The sequence below is a fragment of the Kitasatospora sp. NPDC057738 genome (genome assembly GCF_042798815.1).
GTDB classification, from domain to species: domain Bacteria; phylum Actinomycetota; class Actinomycetes; order Streptomycetales; family Streptomycetaceae; genus Kitasatospora; species Kitasatospora lactacystinica.
In genome coordinates this window covers 69,944-85,692 of the sequence record NZ_JBHVJT010000037.1, presented here as the reverse complement: position 1 = coordinate 85,692, position 15,749 = coordinate 69,944, and the positions used below count along the sequence as shown (strand labels likewise).

The 15,749-nt window shown below is 76.4% G+C and carries 15 protein-coding genes and 1 pseudogene; 9 read left to right on the top strand and 7 right to left on the bottom strand.

Going from position 1 to position 15,749, the window contains the following annotated elements; translation table 11 throughout:
• Positions 1-204 (bottom strand): annotated as a pseudogene (locus tag ACFVGO_RS21160) (hypothetical protein); the annotation flags it as partial.
• Positions 205-395: 191 nt separating this feature from the next.
• Between ACFVGO_RS21160 and ACFVGO_RS21155 the strand changes: the two are divergent.
• Positions 396-1,754 carry a D-alanyl-D-alanine carboxypeptidase family protein gene (locus ACFVGO_RS21155; RefSeq protein WP_380633354.1) on the top strand — a complete coding sequence of 453 codons (1,359 nt, stop codon included), beginning with the start codon at positions 396-398 and terminating at the stop codon, positions 1,752-1,754.
• Between the two features lie 86 nt (positions 1,755-1,840).
• Entirely contained in the window at positions 1,841-2,254 is a 414-nt protein-coding gene (locus tag ACFVGO_RS21150) for a PPOX class F420-dependent oxidoreductase (protein ID WP_380633352.1), read from the top strand.
• On the opposite strand, the gene ACFVGO_RS21145 is transcribed toward ACFVGO_RS21150, so the two are convergent.
• Positions 2,137-2,796, bottom strand: coding sequence for a hypothetical protein (locus tag ACFVGO_RS21145; protein ID WP_380633350.1), 660 nt, complete (start codon positions 2,794-2,796; stop codon positions 2,137-2,139). The genes ACFVGO_RS21150 and ACFVGO_RS21145 overlap by 118 nt on opposite strands.
• Positions 2,797-2,936: 140 nt before the next feature.
• Between ACFVGO_RS21145 and ACFVGO_RS21140 the strand changes: the two genes are divergently transcribed.
• Positions 2,937-3,338 (top strand): NTP pyrophosphohydrolase, encoded by a 402-nt coding sequence (locus ACFVGO_RS21140; RefSeq protein ID WP_359900939.1) that lies wholly within the window; start codon positions 2,937-2,939, stop codon positions 3,336-3,338.
• Here ACFVGO_RS21140 and ACFVGO_RS21135 read toward each other — a convergent pair.
• Positions 3,276-5,042, bottom strand: coding sequence for a TROVE domain-containing protein (locus ACFVGO_RS21135; RefSeq protein ID WP_380633348.1), 1,767 nt, complete (start codon positions 5,040-5,042; stop codon positions 3,276-3,278). The two genes, ACFVGO_RS21140 and ACFVGO_RS21135, sit on opposite strands and share 63 nt — an antisense overlap.
• A gap of 352 nt (positions 5,043-5,394) precedes the next feature.
• Between ACFVGO_RS21135 and ACFVGO_RS21130 the strand changes: the two genes are divergently transcribed.
• From ACFVGO_RS21130 to ACFVGO_RS21120, 3 genes are read left to right on the top strand one after another with little or no spacing between them, the layout of a single operon-like run.
• Complete coding sequence (locus ACFVGO_RS21130) at positions 5,395-5,556, top strand: hypothetical protein (protein WP_359900935.1); 162 nt, start codon at positions 5,395-5,397, stop codon at positions 5,554-5,556.
• Positions 5,553-7,790 carry a heavy metal translocating P-type ATPase gene (locus ACFVGO_RS21125; protein WP_359900933.1) on the top strand — a complete coding sequence of 746 codons (2,238 nt, stop codon included), beginning with the start codon at positions 5,553-5,555 and terminating at the stop codon, positions 7,788-7,790. The genes ACFVGO_RS21130 and ACFVGO_RS21125 overlap by 4 nt, the downstream gene beginning before the upstream one ends.
• A gap of 50 nt (positions 7,791-7,840) precedes the next feature.
• Positions 7,841-8,353: a copper chaperone PCu(A)C gene (locus ACFVGO_RS21120; RefSeq protein WP_380633345.1), complete on the top strand. Its 513-nt coding sequence runs from the start codon at positions 7,841-7,843 to the stop codon at positions 8,351-8,353.
• A 102-nt stretch (positions 8,354-8,455) separates the two neighbouring features.
• Here ACFVGO_RS21120 and ACFVGO_RS21115 read toward each other — a convergent pair whose 3' ends face one another.
• Together ACFVGO_RS21115 and ACFVGO_RS21110 are read right to left on the bottom strand one after the other, a co-directional pair.
• Positions 8,456-9,457 carry an Acg family FMN-binding oxidoreductase gene (locus ACFVGO_RS21115; RefSeq protein ID WP_359900928.1) on the bottom strand — a complete coding sequence of 334 codons (1,002 nt, stop codon included), beginning with the start codon at positions 9,455-9,457 and terminating at the stop codon, positions 8,456-8,458.
• A 258-nt stretch (positions 9,458-9,715) separates the two neighbouring features.
• Entirely contained in the window at positions 9,716-10,567 is an 852-nt protein-coding gene (locus ACFVGO_RS21110) for a universal stress protein (protein WP_380633343.1), read from the bottom strand.
• A gap of 392 nt (positions 10,568-10,959) precedes the next feature.
• Here ACFVGO_RS21110 and ACFVGO_RS21105 point away from each other — a divergent pair, with 392 nt between their 5' ends.
• A complete protein-coding gene (locus ACFVGO_RS21105) occupies positions 10,960-12,657 on the top strand; it encodes a GAF domain-containing protein (protein ID WP_380633357.1) in 1,698 nt (565 codons plus the stop codon).
• Positions 12,658-12,730: 73 nt separating this feature from the next.
• On the opposite strand, the gene ACFVGO_RS21100 is transcribed toward ACFVGO_RS21105, so the two are convergent.
• Positions 12,731-13,588 (bottom strand): alpha/beta fold hydrolase, encoded by an 858-nt coding sequence (locus tag ACFVGO_RS21100; RefSeq protein WP_380633341.1) that lies wholly within the window; start codon positions 13,586-13,588, stop codon positions 12,731-12,733.
• Between the two features lie 38 nt (positions 13,589-13,626).
• Here ACFVGO_RS21100 and ACFVGO_RS21095 point away from each other — a divergent pair, with 38 nt between their 5' ends.
• Both ACFVGO_RS21095 and ACFVGO_RS21090 read left to right on the top strand, forming a co-directional pair.
• The gene (locus ACFVGO_RS21095) at positions 13,627-14,775 is read left to right on the top strand and encodes a saccharopine dehydrogenase (protein WP_380633339.1); all 1,149 of its coding nucleotides are present in this window, start codon (positions 13,627-13,629) and stop codon (positions 14,773-14,775) included.
• On the top strand, positions 14,772-15,353 hold the full coding sequence (locus tag ACFVGO_RS21090) for a TetR/AcrR family transcriptional regulator (RefSeq protein WP_380633337.1): 582 nt from the start codon (positions 14,772-14,774) through the stop codon (positions 15,351-15,353). Before ACFVGO_RS21095 ends, ACFVGO_RS21090 begins: the two co-directional genes overlap by 4 nt.
• 21 nt (positions 15,354-15,374) lie before the next feature.
• Here ACFVGO_RS21090 and ACFVGO_RS21085 read toward each other — a convergent pair whose 3' ends face one another.
• On the bottom strand, positions 15,375-15,731 hold the full coding sequence (locus ACFVGO_RS21085) for a pyridoxamine 5'-phosphate oxidase family protein (protein WP_359901048.1): 357 nt from the start codon (positions 15,729-15,731) through the stop codon (positions 15,375-15,377).
• Positions 15,732-15,749 lie beyond the last annotated feature (18 nt).

The following is a 15,749-nucleotide window of genomic DNA, read 5'->3' as shown; positions in this document are numbered from 1 at the left end:
GCGGTGGGATCGGTGCGGGGGGGTGGGGAGCGCCAGCAGGACACCGAGCACCACCAGGGTCGCGTACCCGGCGATCTCGTGGCCCGCCGGCACCAGGACCCGGACGAAACCGAACAGCCGGAAGCCCTCGATCCAGGTGGACAACAGGCCCGAGGCGCCGCCGACGATCAACACCGAACCGAGGTAGCCGAGCAGCGTCTTCATGCCCCCGAGCCTAGGAAGGCGGCCGGTCGCCGGACGTCCGACTTTCGGTGCGGACCCGCGCCACCAAAGTCGTCCCTTCCGCACGGGTCCGCACGGCTCCGGGCGGCCCCCCGGGCTCCCCGCGCGCCCGCAGAACTCCGGACGGAGCAGCAGGTCCGGCGGCCCGGCGGCGGCCCGGGTACGTTCGCCGTGTGCAGCCCAAGCGTGTGCAGCAGAAGTCCCCGTACGTCACCAGGGCCGCGGCCGGCACCGCCGCCTGTGCCGCCCTGGTGCTCTCCGCCATCGCCCCGGCGGCCCTCGCCCAGGACTCCGTCCCCGCCGTCGGCGGGGAGCGGCTCGGCCGCCCGGCCGTCCAGGTCGAACCGCTGGCCGGGGCGCCGGCCCTGCCGTCCGAACTGACCGGCCGATCCTGGCTGGTCGCCGACGCGGCCACCGGCGAGGTGCTCGCCGCCCGTGACGCCCACCTGCCGTTGCCCCCGGCCAGCACCCTCAAGATGCTGTTCGCGGACACCGTGCTGCCCAAGTTCGACCGGGGCCTGGAACACAAGGTCACCACGGCCGAACTCGCCAGCCTCGGCGCCGGCAGCAGCCTGGTCGGCGTCAAGGAGAACCTCGCCTACCGGGTCGAGGACCTCTGGCGGGGCGTCTTCCTCAGCTCCGGCAACGACGCCGTCCACGTCCTCTCCCACATGAACGGCGGCATCCAGCGGACCGTCACCGAGATGCAGGAGCGCGCCCGGACCCTCCAGGCCCGGGACACCCATGTGGTCTCCCCCGACGGCTACGACATGGACGGCCAGGTCTCCTCCGCCTACGACCTCACGCTCTTCGCCCGGGCCGGGCTGCGCAACACCGACTTCCGCTCCTACTGCTCCACCCGCACCGCGAGCTTCCCCGGCGGGCTGGACAAGACCACCGGCCGGCGCACCAGCTTCGACATCGCCAACACCGACCGGCTGCTCGGCAAGTACCCCGGCCTGATCGGCGTCAAGAACGGCTACACCACCAACGCGGGCGCCACCTTCACCGGCGCCGCCGAACGCGACGGCCGCACCCTGCTGGTGACGGTGATGCACCCCGATGCGCAGGGCAGGGTGTACGACGAGGCCGCCAGCCTGCTCGACTGGGGCTTCGCGGCCGCCGGAAAGGTCCAGCCGGTCGGCAAACTGGTCGACGAGCCCGCCCGCCCCTCGCCCGCCCCGTCCGCCGGGGCCGGGGCCGAGGCCGTCGACCAGCTCCCGCCCTGGTCCCGCCCGCCGGTGGCCGGCAGCTCCGACTCCGGCTTCGCCGCCGCCGTCTGGACCGCCGCGGCCCTCGGCACCGCGCTCGCCGCCTGGGCCACCGCCCGCACCGCCGCCCGCCGCCGAGCCGCGCCCGCCCGGGCCGTCCCCGTCCCCGCGTACGGCGGGGGCGGTGCGACCTCCGTCGGGGGCGCCACCGGCGTCGGTGGCCGCGGCCGGCGCCGCGCGGTCCGCCACGCCCGCACGCTGATCCGCAGCGCGCGCAGCGCCCGCCCCCGCGCCCGAACCCACCGCACCGGATCCGACTGACCGGCGGGGACGGTACCCGGCCCGCACGCCCTTCCGGGGGAGCGCGCCGGCCGGGTTCCGGCGAACCGCCCTCTAGACTTCCGGCCATGACCACGCCCGACCACTCCGCCGCGGACCGGCTCTCCCGGATCGTCCGGCTCTCCTCCGGGAGCTACCTACTCGTCACCACGTACAAGAAGGACGGCACCACCGTGCCGACCCCGGTGTGGGTGGTGCGTGACGGGGAGGCGCTCGGCGTCTGGACCGTCGCGGACTCCTGGAAGGTCAAGCGGATCCGCAACCGCGCGGACGTGCTGGCCGGCCCCTGCGACGTCAAGGGCAACCCGACCGGCGAGCAGTACCCCGCCACCGCCGAGATCCTCGGCCCCGAGCGCACCGCCGCCTACCGCACGCTGCTGCGCCAGAAGTACGGCCTGCTCGGCGTGCTCACCCTGCTCGGCAGCCGGCTGCGGCGCGGCGAGCGCGGCACCGTCGGCATCCGGATCACGCTCGCGGACTGAGCTACGGGTGCGGGCCCGCCAGCACGCTGGGCAGCCCGACGAACTCCGGCCAGGTCTCCGCAGAACAGGGTGCGGGTCTGCTCCTCGAACAGCACCCGTGCCTCCCAGCCGTGCGGCACGTGCGGGGTGTTGATGTTGCGCAGCCGGCGGCGCACCTGGCGCCCGCCGAGGTCCAGCACCTCGCCGTCGTCCATCGGCACCGGCGGACGGTCGGCCAGGTCGTTCAGCGAGACCAGGCAGCCCAGCGTGTTGTGCGCCACGCGCGCGTGCGGTGCCGCGGCGAGGAGCTCGTTCATCGCCCCGCACTCGTCCGCCTCGACGTGCCCGAAGGTCACCCAGCGCAGCCGCTCCAGCGGCACCACCTTCCCGATCGCCTCCGAGACGCCCGGGAACAGCCGGCGCATCCCGGTGTGGAAGATCAGCGGCTCCTCGGCGTCGACCAGGAACTGGTTGAAGGTGAACCCGGTGGGCGGGGCGATCTCCGGGACGAAGGTCGAGACCCGGTAGACGCGTTCGGCGATCTCGTCGATGCGTGTCTCCATGGGCCCGTTGCCTACCCGACCGCCGTGCGGCCGCCCGGCAGCGCGCGCCGGACATGCCGGGCGGGTCCCCGGTTCGGCCGAGCCGCGTGCCCGTGTGCCCGCGGCCCGGCGCGGGGCGACGACGTGGCAGGCTGGCGGCCATGGACGAGAACGCGGCCGGGCCGCTCCCCCTGCTGGTCGTCGACGGCGCGAACGTGGTCGGGTCGGTGCCGGACGGCTGGTGGCGGGACCGGCGGGGCGCCGCCGAGCGGCTGCGGGACGGGCTGGTCGCGGTGGCCGCCCGGGGCGTGCCGGAGCTGCCCGGCCCGCTGGAGGTGGTCCTGGTGGTGGAGGGCGCGGCCCGGGGCGTCGACGGGGTGGCCGGAGTGCGGGTAGTCGCGGCGGGCGGCAGCGGGGACGACCGGATCGTGGAGCTGGTCCGCGCGGCCCGCACCGAGGACCCGGAGCGGACCTGCCTGGTGGTCACCGCCGACCGTGAACTACGTTCCCGGGTCGGTGTGTTGGGCGCCGGGGCGATCGGGCCGCGCAGCGTGCGGAGCTGACCGCTCCCAGGGGTGGCCGCCGTCCTGGCCGCTCTCCAGCAGCGGGATCAGTTCGAAGGACGCGTCGCTGAGGCCGCCGAGGGTGTAGCGGCGCGGGCCTGGGGCGGTGTGGCCGACGGCGTAGCCGGCCAGGTTCCAGGTGTACACCGGGACGTCCTCGGGGACGGGCGCGAACGGGTCGGCGCTCGACCGGTGGGCCTGCTCGTCGGTGACCACGACCACCCGGTCGTGCTCCCGGTAGTGCCGGCGGACCGCTCCGGCCGTGTCGGTGCCGCCCAGGTTGCGGAAGAGCCCCAGGGTCCGCAGCACCGAGGGTTCCGGTTCGACCGCCCGGCTGCCGGTGCCGAACTGGACCAGGTCGGCCCGCTCGGCCCGCAGGGCCAGCGCGGTGCCGAAGACGGCGGCCGTGTCCGCCCGGTTCAGCTGCGTCCGGGCCGACGGCAGGTCGAACATCGAGGACGAGCGGTCCACCAGCACCAGGGTGCGGCCGGGCAGCACGGGCACCCCGGCCAGCGAGTGCCCGAGGGCGGTCTCCAGGGGCTCGGACCAGCGTGACGAGCGGGTGGCGCGGTGGGCGGCGAGGAAGCGGAACGGGAACTGCCGGGAGCGCCGGACCTCCTCCGGGTCGGCGATCCGGCCGGCCGCCCGCGCCGCCGGCTCGTCGCCGACGCCGGCCTGGTCGAAGTTGCGGAGGTTGCGCACCAGCGCCATCGGGCCCATCGAGGGGATGACGGCCTCCCAGGCGGCGGCGTCCAGCGGGCCCTGCAGCCAGCCGGCCAGGGCCTCCCAGGTCATCCCGGCCTCGGCGAGGCGCTGCGCGCCGCCGGGCTCGGTGACCAGCGCCCTGCGGTCGGCCGGCGGGACGCCGAGCAGTTCGTGGTGGGCGCTCAGCAGGCGCTGGTCGGCGGGCGGCAGGGCGCGGTCCGGGCGGTGGCGGCGGTCCAGGGCGTACCGGAACAGCGCGCCCTGCCAGGGCTTGTCCGGGTCGGGCGCGGGGTGGGTGAGCTCCAGGACGTCACCGAAGCGGAAGGCGCGCGAGGGCGTGTCGTACTTCAGCAGCGCGCGGCCGGTGTAGAGCCGGCGGACCGCGTCGCCGATGCCGCGGCGCAGCGGCTGGGGCAGCCGACGGCCGTACCGGCCGGTCCAGTGCGCCAGCAACTCGCCCGGCTCGTCGGGGCGTTGGAGCACCGCGTCGACGGCCTGCCGGGAGTACCCGGCGGCGCCGGCCGCCGACCGGGCGTGGACGAACTCGACGGCCCCGACCAGGGCGGCGGTCCGGACGCGGAACCCGGTGCGCAGCCAGCGCAGCAGCCCGAGGGTCCACTCGGGGTCGCTCACGGCGTGCTCGCGGATCAGCCGCACGTACCGCTCGTCGCGTTCGACGGCCGACTCGTAGAAGCCCTCCTGGCCGAACAGGTGGGAGACGGCGAGGAGGAACAGCTCCTCCTTCGGCTCCCGGAGGTAGCCGGTGCCGCCCTGGTGGTTGGTGACCGCCGTTCCCGGGGCGGCCGTCCGTTCCGGGGCGGCCGCGGTGCGCCGGACGACCGGCGGCGGCGCCGAGCGCAGGTGCCGGACCTCCGGGATCGGCCACTGGCCGTGGGTGGAGAGCGGGGAGGGCACCCCCCGTGCGGTGAGTCCCGGTAGTTCTCGCTGGATCTCGGCCCTGGTGGCGGCCTTGGTCCGTTGGCGGTTGAACCGGGTCATGCAGAGGTCCCCCTGGTGGGTGGTCGGGCCGGAGCGGGAGGGGAAGGGCGAGGCGGGGCACGCGGCGACGGGCGAGCCGGGGCACGCGGCGACGGCGGGCGCGGGCCGAAACCGGCGCGTGCCGGGACGGGCGCCTCCCGGGATCAGAATCGGCACCGGTGTCACTTGATGGTTTTCGAAAAGGAAGTAACCGGGGCCAGGCGCATCGGGAGGCGCCGTCCCGGACGCTACCCGGTCGGGCCGCGGCTCGTCATCCGATTATTCGCGCCTCGATTTCGGAGCGTACGGGAACCGTTCCGCGGTCGCGTCCGACTGCTGGGAGGTGAGTGCGAAGTCGCCGGGTGTCCGGCCGTTGAGTGTGCTGGCGGGTTTCCTCCTGCTGCTGGTGGTGGTGTTCGTGGTGGCCTACGGGGTGGGCCGGCAGGTGGGGCCGGTGGCGCCCGGTCTGCGGCCGAGCGGCGGGGGCGGGGCGTCCCCCGGAATGGGCGGGCACGACATGGGCGGGATGCGGTGAGCGCCGTCGCCGAGCCCGTGGTCGCCACCGATCTGGCGGTCGGCGGGATGACCTGCGCCGCCTGCGTGGGCCGGGTGGAGAAGCGGCTGGCCCGGATCGACGGGGTGACGGCCGGGGTGAACCTGGCGACCGGGCGGGCCCGGGTGCTGCACCCGGCCGGGATCCCGGTCGCGGAACTGGTGGCGGCGGTCGAACGGGCGGGCTACACCGCCGAGCCGCTGCCCGCGGGGGCTCCGGTCGGGATGGCGGCCGAGGAGCCGGACGAGCGGTGGCGGCTGCTGGTCACCGCCCTGCTGGCCGTCCCGGTGCTGGTGCTGTCGATGGTGCCGTCGGCGCAGTTCACCGCCTGGCAGTGGGTCTGCTTCGCGCTCGCCGTCCCGGTGGTGACCTGGGGGTCGGCCGGTTTCCACGGCCGGGCCATGCGGGGGCTGCGGCACGCGGCGGCGACCATGGACACCCTGGTCAGTCTGGGTGTGGTGGCCTCCTTCGGCTGGTCGGCGTACGCGCTGTTCCTCGGCGGGGCCGGCGATCCGGACATGCGGATGCCGTTCTCGCTGACCGCCGACGGCGGCGGCACCGCGCACGTGTACCTGGAGGCGGCGGTCGGCGTACCGCTGTTCGTGCTGGCCGGGCGACTGCTGGAGGGCCGGGTGCGCCGGCGCAGCGGGTCCGCGCTGCGGGCGCTGGCCGAGCTGGGCGCCAAGCAGGTGTGCCTGCGCGGGGCGGACGGCGAGGAGCGCCTGGTGCCGATCGAACTGCTGCTGCCCGGGCAGGAGTTCGTGGTGCGGCCGGGCGAGCGGGTGGCCACCGACGGGGTGGTGGTCGAAGGGGGTTCGGCGCTCGACCTGAGCCTGCTGACCGGGGAGAGCGTGCCGGTCGAGGTCGGCCCGGGCGCCGTGGTGGCGGGTGCGACGGTCAACGTGGGCGGCGCCCTGGTGGTCCGGGCCACGGCCGTCGGCGCGGACACCCAACTGGCCCGGATCACCGCACTGGTGGCGCAGGCCCAGGCCGGCAAGGCGCGGGCGCAGCGGCTGGCGGACGCGGTGGCCGGGGTGTTCGTGCCCTGCGTGCTGGCGATCGCGGCGAGCGTGCTGGGCTTCTGGCTGGGCGCGGGCGCGGCCCCGCAGGCGGCGGTGACGGCGGCGGTCGCGGTGCTGGTGGTGGCCTGCCCGTGCGCGCTCGGGCTGGCCACGCCGACGGCGCTGCTGGCGGCGACCGGGCGGGGCGCGGAACTGGGCGTGCTGGTGCGCGGCCCGGAGGTGCTGGAGAGCCTGCGCCGGGTGGACACGGTGGTTATGGACAAGACCGGGACACTGACCACCGGACGGATGGAGCTGTCGGCCGTCACCACCACCGACGGCCTCGCCCAGGACGAGGCCCTGCGGTTGGCCGGCGCGGTCGAGCACCGCTCCGAGCACCCGATCGGCCGGGCCGTCGCGGCGGCGGCCCGGGAGCGCTGCGGGCCGCCGGCGGCCGTGGACGGCTTCGCGGCCACCACCGGGCTCGGGGTGTCCGGGACGGTCGAGGGCCGGGCCGTGCGGGTGGTGCGGCCGGACGACTCCGTCCTGCCCCCGGCCCTGGCCGAGGCGGCCGCGCAGGCCGCGGAGGAGGGCCGTACGGCCGTCGCGGTCGAGCTGGACGGGCGGCCGGCGGCCGTCCTGGTGGTCGGCGACACCCTGCGATCGGGCAGCTGGCGGGCGCTCCACCGGCTGCGCGGGCTGGGCCTGGAGACCGTCCTGCTGACCGGGGACGGCCCGGGCGCCGCGCGGGCGGTGGCGGCCGAGCTGGGCATCGAGCGGGTGCACGCCTCGGCCTCCCCCGAGCGCAAGGCCGAGGTGGTGGCCGAACTGCGCGCCGCCGGACGGACGGTGGCGGTGGTCGGCGACGGCGTCAACGACGCCGTCGCCCTGGCCTCGGCGGACCTCGGGGTGGCGCTGGCCTCCGGCAGCGACGCCGCGATCGGCGCGGCCGGGCTGACCCTGGTGCGCGGCGACATCGAGGCGGTGGTGGACGCCGTACGGCTGGCGCGGCAGACCCTGGCGACCATCCGGGCCAACCTGCTCTGGGCCTTCGGCTACAACCTGGTGCTGATCCCGCTGGCGGCGGTCGGGCTGCTCAACCCGATGCTGGCGGCGGTCGCGATGTCGCTCAGCTCGCTGCTCGTGGTGGGCAACAGCCTGCGGCTGCGCACCTGGGAGCCGGGGCGGGGACAGCGCCGGGGAGGACGGCGGTGAGGGGCGTGGAGAACAGGAAGGGCGTGAGGGGCATGAGGGGCGTGACGGGTGTGAGGGGTGCGAAGGGAGGGACGGCGGCGAGGGCCGCCGGGCGTCTCGCGGTGGCCGGCCCGCCGGTCGGCGCGGCGGCCCTGGCCCTGGTCCTGCTCACCGGGTGGACGGCGGTCGGCGGGGCCGGCCGCGCCCTCCCGGTGACGGCCGAACCGGGCTGGGTACTGCTGCCGACGGCGGGTGCGGCCACCGCCACGGCGGCCTTCTTCACGGTCCGCAACCCGGGCGACGTCCCCGACGAACTGACCGGCGCCTCCTGGGAGTTCGGCGGCCGGATCACACTGAAGCGGCACCTGCACCAGGGCGCGGCGGGCCGCTGGGAGCCGGCCTCGGCGCTGCCGGTGCCGGGCCGCGGCGAACTGCGGATGACCCCGGAGGACGCGGACCTGATGATCGCCGAGCCGCCGCCGCTGCGGGCCGGCCAGTGGGTGGAGTTCACCCTCGCCTTCCGGCACAGTCCGCCGCTGCGGCTCGCCGCCCAGGTGCTGCCCGCGGCCGAACGGCCGCGCTGACCCTCCCCGAACGCCCCCGGGGCCCGAAGCCGTCGGGCTTCGGGCCCCAGGGGCCGGGGAGACGCTCCGGGAGGGACGCTCGGCTCAGGCGGGACACTCGGCTCAGGGCTCCCCGAGCGTCTCCTCGACCGTCCGGCGCGGGGTCGCCGCCCCGGGCGGGCCGTAGCCGGCCCGCAGCACCAGCTGGACGTGGCCCGGCCCGGCGGCCGGGTCGCGCAGCGCCCAGCGAATGTCCGGCCACTCGATCGCCTGGTGCCAAACGGTGAGCCGGACGCCGTGCACCGTGGCCAGCAGCCAGACCCGCTCCAGCGCCTGCCCGGTGCGCAGCCAGTCCAGCGGGCCGTCGCCGGGAGTGGTGAGGGTGCACAGCTGGGGCAGCGCCTCGAACCGCCGGGAGGGCTGCGCGGGCGCCTCCGGCGGGCGGCCGGCGAACTCGCGCATCGGCACCCGGGCGTCGTGGTCCTGCGGGCCGAGCGCGGCCTGCGGGATGCCGTCCTCGGCGGTGCCGTCGTCGGACCGCAGCCAGGAGCGGGACTCGGCGACGCGGGCCGGGTCGGCGGCGATGCGGCGCTCCGCCTCGGCGGTCAGCGCCTGCACCCGCCGTACGCCGTCCTCCTCCAGCGCGGCGAGCGCGACGCCCTCCTCGCGGGCGGCGGCCATCAGCTCGCCGATCACCGCCTCGGGGACGTCGCGCTGGGTGAAGGGCTCGCGGCTGGAGTGCCGGGCGGCGATCGCGGGATAGAGGTCGCGGCCGAAGGGCGTCTCCTCGACGGCCGGCCGGGAGAGGTCGAGCACGGCGAGCAGGCCGGGCTCGGCGGCCTCCGGCAGCAGCCGGACCTGCGGTTCCCGGTCCAGCCGGCCGGCCGCCACCCGCAGGTTGAACACGGCCGCGCCGACCGCGATGTGCGCCGCGGCGCCGACCGGGTCGGCCAGGGGTACGGAACGCCCGGTGTCGGCGTGCACGGCGAGCCCGCGCCCGTCCGGGGTCGGCGCGAAGCGCCAGGGCTGGCTGTTGTGCAGCGAGGGCGCCGCGCCGCCGGCCGCGGCGAGCAGGCGCAGGTCGGCCGTGCTGAGCATCTGGGTGAGAGCCGGGTCGAGCGTCATGGCGATCCACTCCTTCAACCGCGAGGCTTCGGCTTCAACCGCGGGGTTCGGCCGCACGGGACCCGCGGGTCCCGCTGCTTACGAGCGTGCGCGCCCCGACCGGTCCGGGGACAGGGCCCTTGGGCCCGTCCTCGCGGCCGCCGGGCCGGGGCCTCCCGCTCGGGAGGCCCCGGCGGGAGGCCGTCGGGCCCTGGCGGGAGGCCGTCGGGCCCGTCCGGTGGATCGGGACGGGGGCGGATCCACCGGACGGGCCGTCCATCACCCGTGCGGGACGACCGCGACGGGAGCCTCGGCGTGGTGCAGGACGGCGTGCGCGACCCGGCCGAGCCGGGGCCCGAACTCGACCGGGCGCCGGCCCCGGCCGACCACGACCAGCGCGGCGCCGGCGGAGACCTCGACCAGGGCGCGGGCGGCACCGATCTGCACGTCCTCGACCACCTCCACCTCCGGGTACTGCTCGCGCGGACCGGCCAGGGCGAGCGAGAGCAGCTTGGCCTCCAGCGCCTCCAGCTGGGCGAGCTCGGCCGCCGGGACGGCGCCGCCCGCGTAGCCGAACACCGGCGGCAGCTCCCAGCCGTGCACCGCCCGGACCCGGGCGCCGCGCAGGGCCGCCTCGCGGAAGGCGAAGTCGAGCACCTCGGTCTCGGGGGTGTGGGCGTCGACGCCGACCACCACCTCGCCCGCGCCGGCCTCGCCCTCCTCGCGCACCACGACCAGCGGCACGGTGCTGCGCCCGGCCACCGACATGCTGACCGAGCCCAGCAGCAGGCCGGTGAAACCGCCGCGGCCGCGCGAGCCGAGCACCAGCAGCTCCGCTTCCGCGGCGGCGGCCAGCAGGCCGTCCACCGGTGCGTCCAGGACGGCGTCGGTCTCCACGGCCAGGTCGGGGTGCCGGCCGCGGATGTCCTCGGCGGCCTCGGCGAGGGTGCGGCGGACGGCCTCGGGCAGGTCGTCCGCCTCGGCGAAGGAGGACACGCCGTCGGTCAGCCACGGCCAGGCGTGCACCAGGCGCAGCGAGGCGCCCCGGCGCACCGCCTCGGCGGCGGCCCAGTGGGCGGCCGCGGCGCTCTGCGGCGATCCGTCGACCCCGGCCAGCACGGTTGACGTCATGACTGTTCCTCCACACTGTCGACAGGTCGTCGACGCTCGGCGGTTCGGTGCGGGCCGCGGTGTGCTCTGACGCCCCGTCCGCTCCTCCCCCACCCTGGCAGCGACGCGCGGCCCGGCGGCAGAGGCCTCAGGACCCTGCGCGGCGGGACGAAAGGCCCGCCCGACGGAGCCTACGGCCGACCCCGCCGTCCCCACCACCGACACCGGGGCACTACCGTGAACACGGCAATCCCGCTGGTCGGACGGCACCCGAGTCGGGTCGGGCGGTGGGGGCGGCCGTCCGCGGGGCGGACGGGGCGCGTCCGGAAGGTGGACGGGCCGGTCAGGGCAGCACGACGAGGAGGACAGCGGTGGGCGGAGCGGACGGCAGCGCGGCGGGTGGCGGCGCGCGGATGCCACGGCTGCGCCTGGACGAGCTGCTGGAGGAGCTCCAGTGGCGGATCGACGCGGCGCGCGGCACCCAGAACCGGGTGCACAGCCTGTTGGAGGCGGTGCTGGCGGTCGGGCGGGAGCTGGACCTGGCGCAGGCGCTGCACCGGATCGTGGAGGCCGCCGCCGATCTGGTGGACGCCCGGTACGGGGCGCTCGGGGTGATCGGGCCGGACGGGCACACGCTGTCGCAGTTCCTGACGGTGGGCCTGACGGAGGAGGAGATCGCCGAGATCGGCCCGCCGCCGTCGGGCCGGGGCATCCTGGGCGAGCTGATCCGCGAGCCGCGGCCGCTGCGCTGCCCGGTGCTGTCCGACCACCCGGCCTCGGTGGGCTTCCCGTCGAACCATCCGCCGATGCACACCTTCCTGGGGGTGCCGGTGCGGGTGCACGGCGAGGTGTTCGGCAACCTCTACCTGACGGACAAGCGCGGTGGGCTGGACTTCGACGAGGACGACGAGGCGGTGATCTCCACCCTGGCGGTCGCGGCCGGTGTGGCGATCGACAACGCCCGGCTGTACGAGGAGGCGCAGCTGCGTCAGCGCTGGCTGCGGGCGAGCACCGAGATCACCCGCAGTCTGCTGTCGGGGGCGCCGCGGCTGGAGGTGGTCGAGCTGATCGCCCGTCGGGCGCGGGAGATCTCGGGCGCCGAGCTGGCGGACGTCTCGGTGGCGCTGGCCGGTCCGGAGGAGCGGGCCGAGGAGTTGACGGTGGAGGTCGCGCTGGGTGGCACGCCGTCCGCGCGGCTGGGGGTGACGGTGCCGGTGGACGGCACGCTGTCGGGTGCCGCGTACGCCTCCGGCTCGCCGGCCACCAGTGACGAGCTGGCCTGCGACGCCCGTTTCCCGGCCGGTCCGGCGGGCCGCTTCGACGGGCTGGGCGCGGCGGTGGCGGTGCCGCTGGGTACGGGTGCCGGGTACGGGCGGGGCGTGCTGCTGCTGGCCCGGGCGCAGGGTCAGCCGGCGTTCGGGCCGGAGGAGACCGGTCCGCTGCTGGGCTTCGCCGACCAGGCGGCGCTGGCCCTGGAGCTGGCCGAACGGCGGCGTGACGCCGAGCAGTTGAACCTGCTGGAGGACCGTGACCGGATCGCCCGGGACCTGCACGACCTGGCGATCCAGCGGCTGTTCGCGACCGGGATGACGCTGCAGAGCGCGGGCCGGCTGATCGAGAGCCAGGCCGCGTCGGACCGGGTGGCCCGGGCGGTGGCCGACCTGGACGAGACCATCAAGATCATTCGCTCGACCATCTTCGGCCTGCGCGCCCACAGCGAGCCGGACCGCGGCCTGCGCGCCCGCGCCACCCGGGTGGTCACCGACGCCCAGGGCACGCTCGGCTTCCCGCCCCGGCTGAGCATGGAGGGCCTGCTGGACACCGACGTGCCGCAGGAGCTGGCCGGGCACGTGGTCGCGGTCCTCGCCGAGGCGCTCAGCAACGCCGCCCGGCACGCCAAGGCGTCCCGGGTCGAGGTGACGCTGCGTGCCCTGGCCGGGCGGGTGGCGCTGAGCGTGACGGACGACGGCGTCGGCGTGCCCGAGGGCGGGCGGCGCAGCGGGCTGCGCAACCTGGCCGAGCGCGCCGACCGGGTCGGCGGCTCCTTCACCGTCGACCCGGCCGAGGGCGGCGGCACCCGGCTGGTCTGGGAGGCCCCGATCGGGTCCTGAGGGCCTCCCGCCACCCGCCTCCCGCCACCCGCCTCCCGTCAGCCGTCAGCCGTCAGCCGTCAGCCGTCAGCCGTCAGCCGCGCAGGGTGGGCAGGGTGGGCAGGGTGCGCAGGAAACCGAGGAGATGGCTGTTGAACTCCTCCGGCCGTTCCATGTTGGGGTAGTGCCCGGTGCCCTCGACGATCACCGCGCGGCCTTCGACGACGGTGCGCACGACCCGTTCGGCCAGGTTGATGTGGTCCACCGAGTCGATGCCGCCGTTGATCGCCAGCAGCGGGACGGTGATCCCGGTGAGCCGCTTCCAGGTGTCGGTCACCGGCACCAGGTACTGGGGCTCGTCGGGGGTGTGCTTGGCGACGGTGCTCCGGGTCATCTCCTTGAGCCGGCGCACCACCTCCGGATCGACCTCGTCCAGGCGGCGGTGCGGCCCGGAGGCGAGGCTGGTGAAGGAGTCGAGCCAGGCCTCGGCGTCGCCCTCGGCGAGCGCGGCGGTCTGGTGGGCGGCGAGTTCGCCGAGCCACGGGTCGGTGAACTCGGATTCGCTGGTGCCGTTGCCGCTGATCACCAGCGCGCGGACCAGTTCGGGGTGTTCGAGGGCGAGGTCGAGGGCGATCGTCCCGCCCATGGAGAGCCCGATCACGGTCACCGGGCCCAGGCCGAGGTGGCGCAGCAGGTCCGCCAGGTCGTCGGCGGGGCGGAAGGGCCGGCCGGCGTTGTCGGAGGCGCCGTGGCCGCGGGTGTCCGGGGCGATCACCCGGTATTCGGGCAGCAGGGCGGGGAGTTGGTCGGCCCAGCTCCGGCGGTCCAGCAGGCCGCCGTGCAGCAGCACCAGGGGTTCGCCGGTACCGGCGTCGAGGTAGGCGAGGCGGCCGTGGCCGCTGTCGAAGGTACGCAGGTCAAAGGTCTGTTCGGGGGAATCGGAGTACGTCATGACGAAAATTTTAGGTCGGGCGACCTATATTTGTCTCCATGAGCCCCACATCCGTCTCAGGTCTCTCCCCGCACCCCACCTTCCCCTCGGACCGCCTCAGCCACAACCCCGACGGCCCCGTCCTGCTGGTCGGCGGCTACGGCACCGTCGGCGCCGAACTCGCCCGACTCGCCTCCCCCACCTGGCCGTTGCTGCTCACCGGCCGCTCCGAGCAGCGCGGCGCCGCCCTCGCCGCCGAACTGGACGACACCACCGTCCGCCGCTGGGACCTCGCCGACCCCGAGCCGTTCACCGCCGCCGTACGGGCCGTGGTCGGGGTGGTCAACGACCCGGACGACCGGGTGCTGCGGGCCGCCGTCCGCGCGGGCGTCCCGTACGTGGACGTCACCCGCTGGACCGCCCGGCTCCAGCGCGCGGCCACGCTCGCCGCCCTGCTGCGCCCGACCGCCCCGGTGCTGCTCTCCTCGGCCTGGATGGGCGGGGTGACCAGCCTGGTCGCCGCCGCCCTGGCGGACCGGCTGGGCGGGGCCGAGCGGATCGAGACCGCCATCCGCTGGGACCTCGCGGACCGGGCCGGCGCCGACTCGGTGGAGTTCATGGACCGCCTGGGACTCGACTACGAGGTGATCGAGGACGGCCGACGCCACTCCGTCGCCCCGCTCAGCCGCCCGCGGACCGTCCGCATCGGCGACACCCCGACCCTGGTCGCCGGGATCGACACCCCCGAGCAGTTCACCCTCCCGCTCACGCTGGGCGCCACCACCGCCGCCACCCGGATCGGCTTCAGCTCCCGCTCCTCCACCACCGCCCTGCTCGCGGCCCGGCACGCCGGCTTCTTCCGCTGGGGCCGCGGCGACCGCTGGGAGCCGGCCCGCCGCGCTCTGCTCCACTCCCCCGGCGAGGGCGGCACCGCCCTGCTGCGCACCGACGTCGCCTCCGGCGGACGCGCCCTCACCGCCACCGTCGAGGACCGGGGCGGCCAGGCCCGGCTCACCGCCGTCGGCGCCCTGCTGGCGCTGCGCCGGGCGCTCGGCACGGACGGCGCCCCGCCGCCCGCCGGGGTGGCCTTCCCCGAGCAGACCCCGCGCCCCGGGCAGGTCCTGGAGGACCTGGCAGCCCTGGGCGTCACCGTCACCGTCACGGCCACCGGGGCCGACGGGCGGCACGGCACGGCGGCGGCGGCATGAGCAGCGTCCGGGGGCTCAGCGGCAAGGGCGCCCAGCGGCGGGAGCAACTGCTCGACACCGCGGAGGAGTTGCTCGTCACCACGGGCGGCACCGAACTGTCCATGCGGGCGGTGGCCGCCGCCGCGGGCGTCCGCCTCGGCCACCTCCAGCACTACTTCCCGACCCACGCCGAGCTGGTGGCCGCCGTGCTGGAGCGCGTCCTCGCCCGCTCGGTGGAGCGGCTCGCGCCGCTGCTCGACCCGGGCCGCGACGAGGACGCCCTGCTCCGCGAACTGCTCGCCGAGCAGCAGGACGTGCGCCTGGTCCGCCTGTTCGCCGAGCTGTGGGCGCTGGCCGCCCGCGACCCCTCGGTGGCCGCCACCGTCCGGGCCTTCTACGACCGCTACCGGGAGCTGGTCGCCTGCTTCCTCGCCGAACGCCAACCGACCCTGACGGAGGAGGAACGGCACGCCCGCGCCCAGGTGTTCGTCATGCTGATCGAGGGCGCCTCGCTCTTCCGCTCCGGCCTGGCCGGCACCGCGGACGCCGCGGCGGACGCCGAACTCCTGCGCACCGCCCTGGCGTTGCTGGGGCCGTGAGGACGCCTCGGGGCCGCCGGCTCAGGCCAGGCACCGGCCGATGACCAGTTCCGGGCGGATGCGGATGCGGACCGTGCCGCCCGGATCGGCCGTCCTGGCCGCCGGGCGGACCTGCGCGCGGCCGAGGACCGTGACGAACCAGCCGGAGCCGTCCCGGCCGTCCACCTCGTCGGCCTCGAAGGCGATCACCGCGCCGTCCACCGCCCGGGCCAGTTCGGAGCCGGCCGGTGCCGAGAGCAGCACACCGCCGGGGGCCAGCCGGAACGGCACCGGCAGGACGGCCGGGAGGGCGTCGACGGTGTAGACCACCCGGCCGACGTCGGCACGGGCCAGCAGCTCCAGCGACCGCTTCCGGTCGAGTTCGCGCAGTTCCGGCAGGTCGGGCCGGTCCTGCGG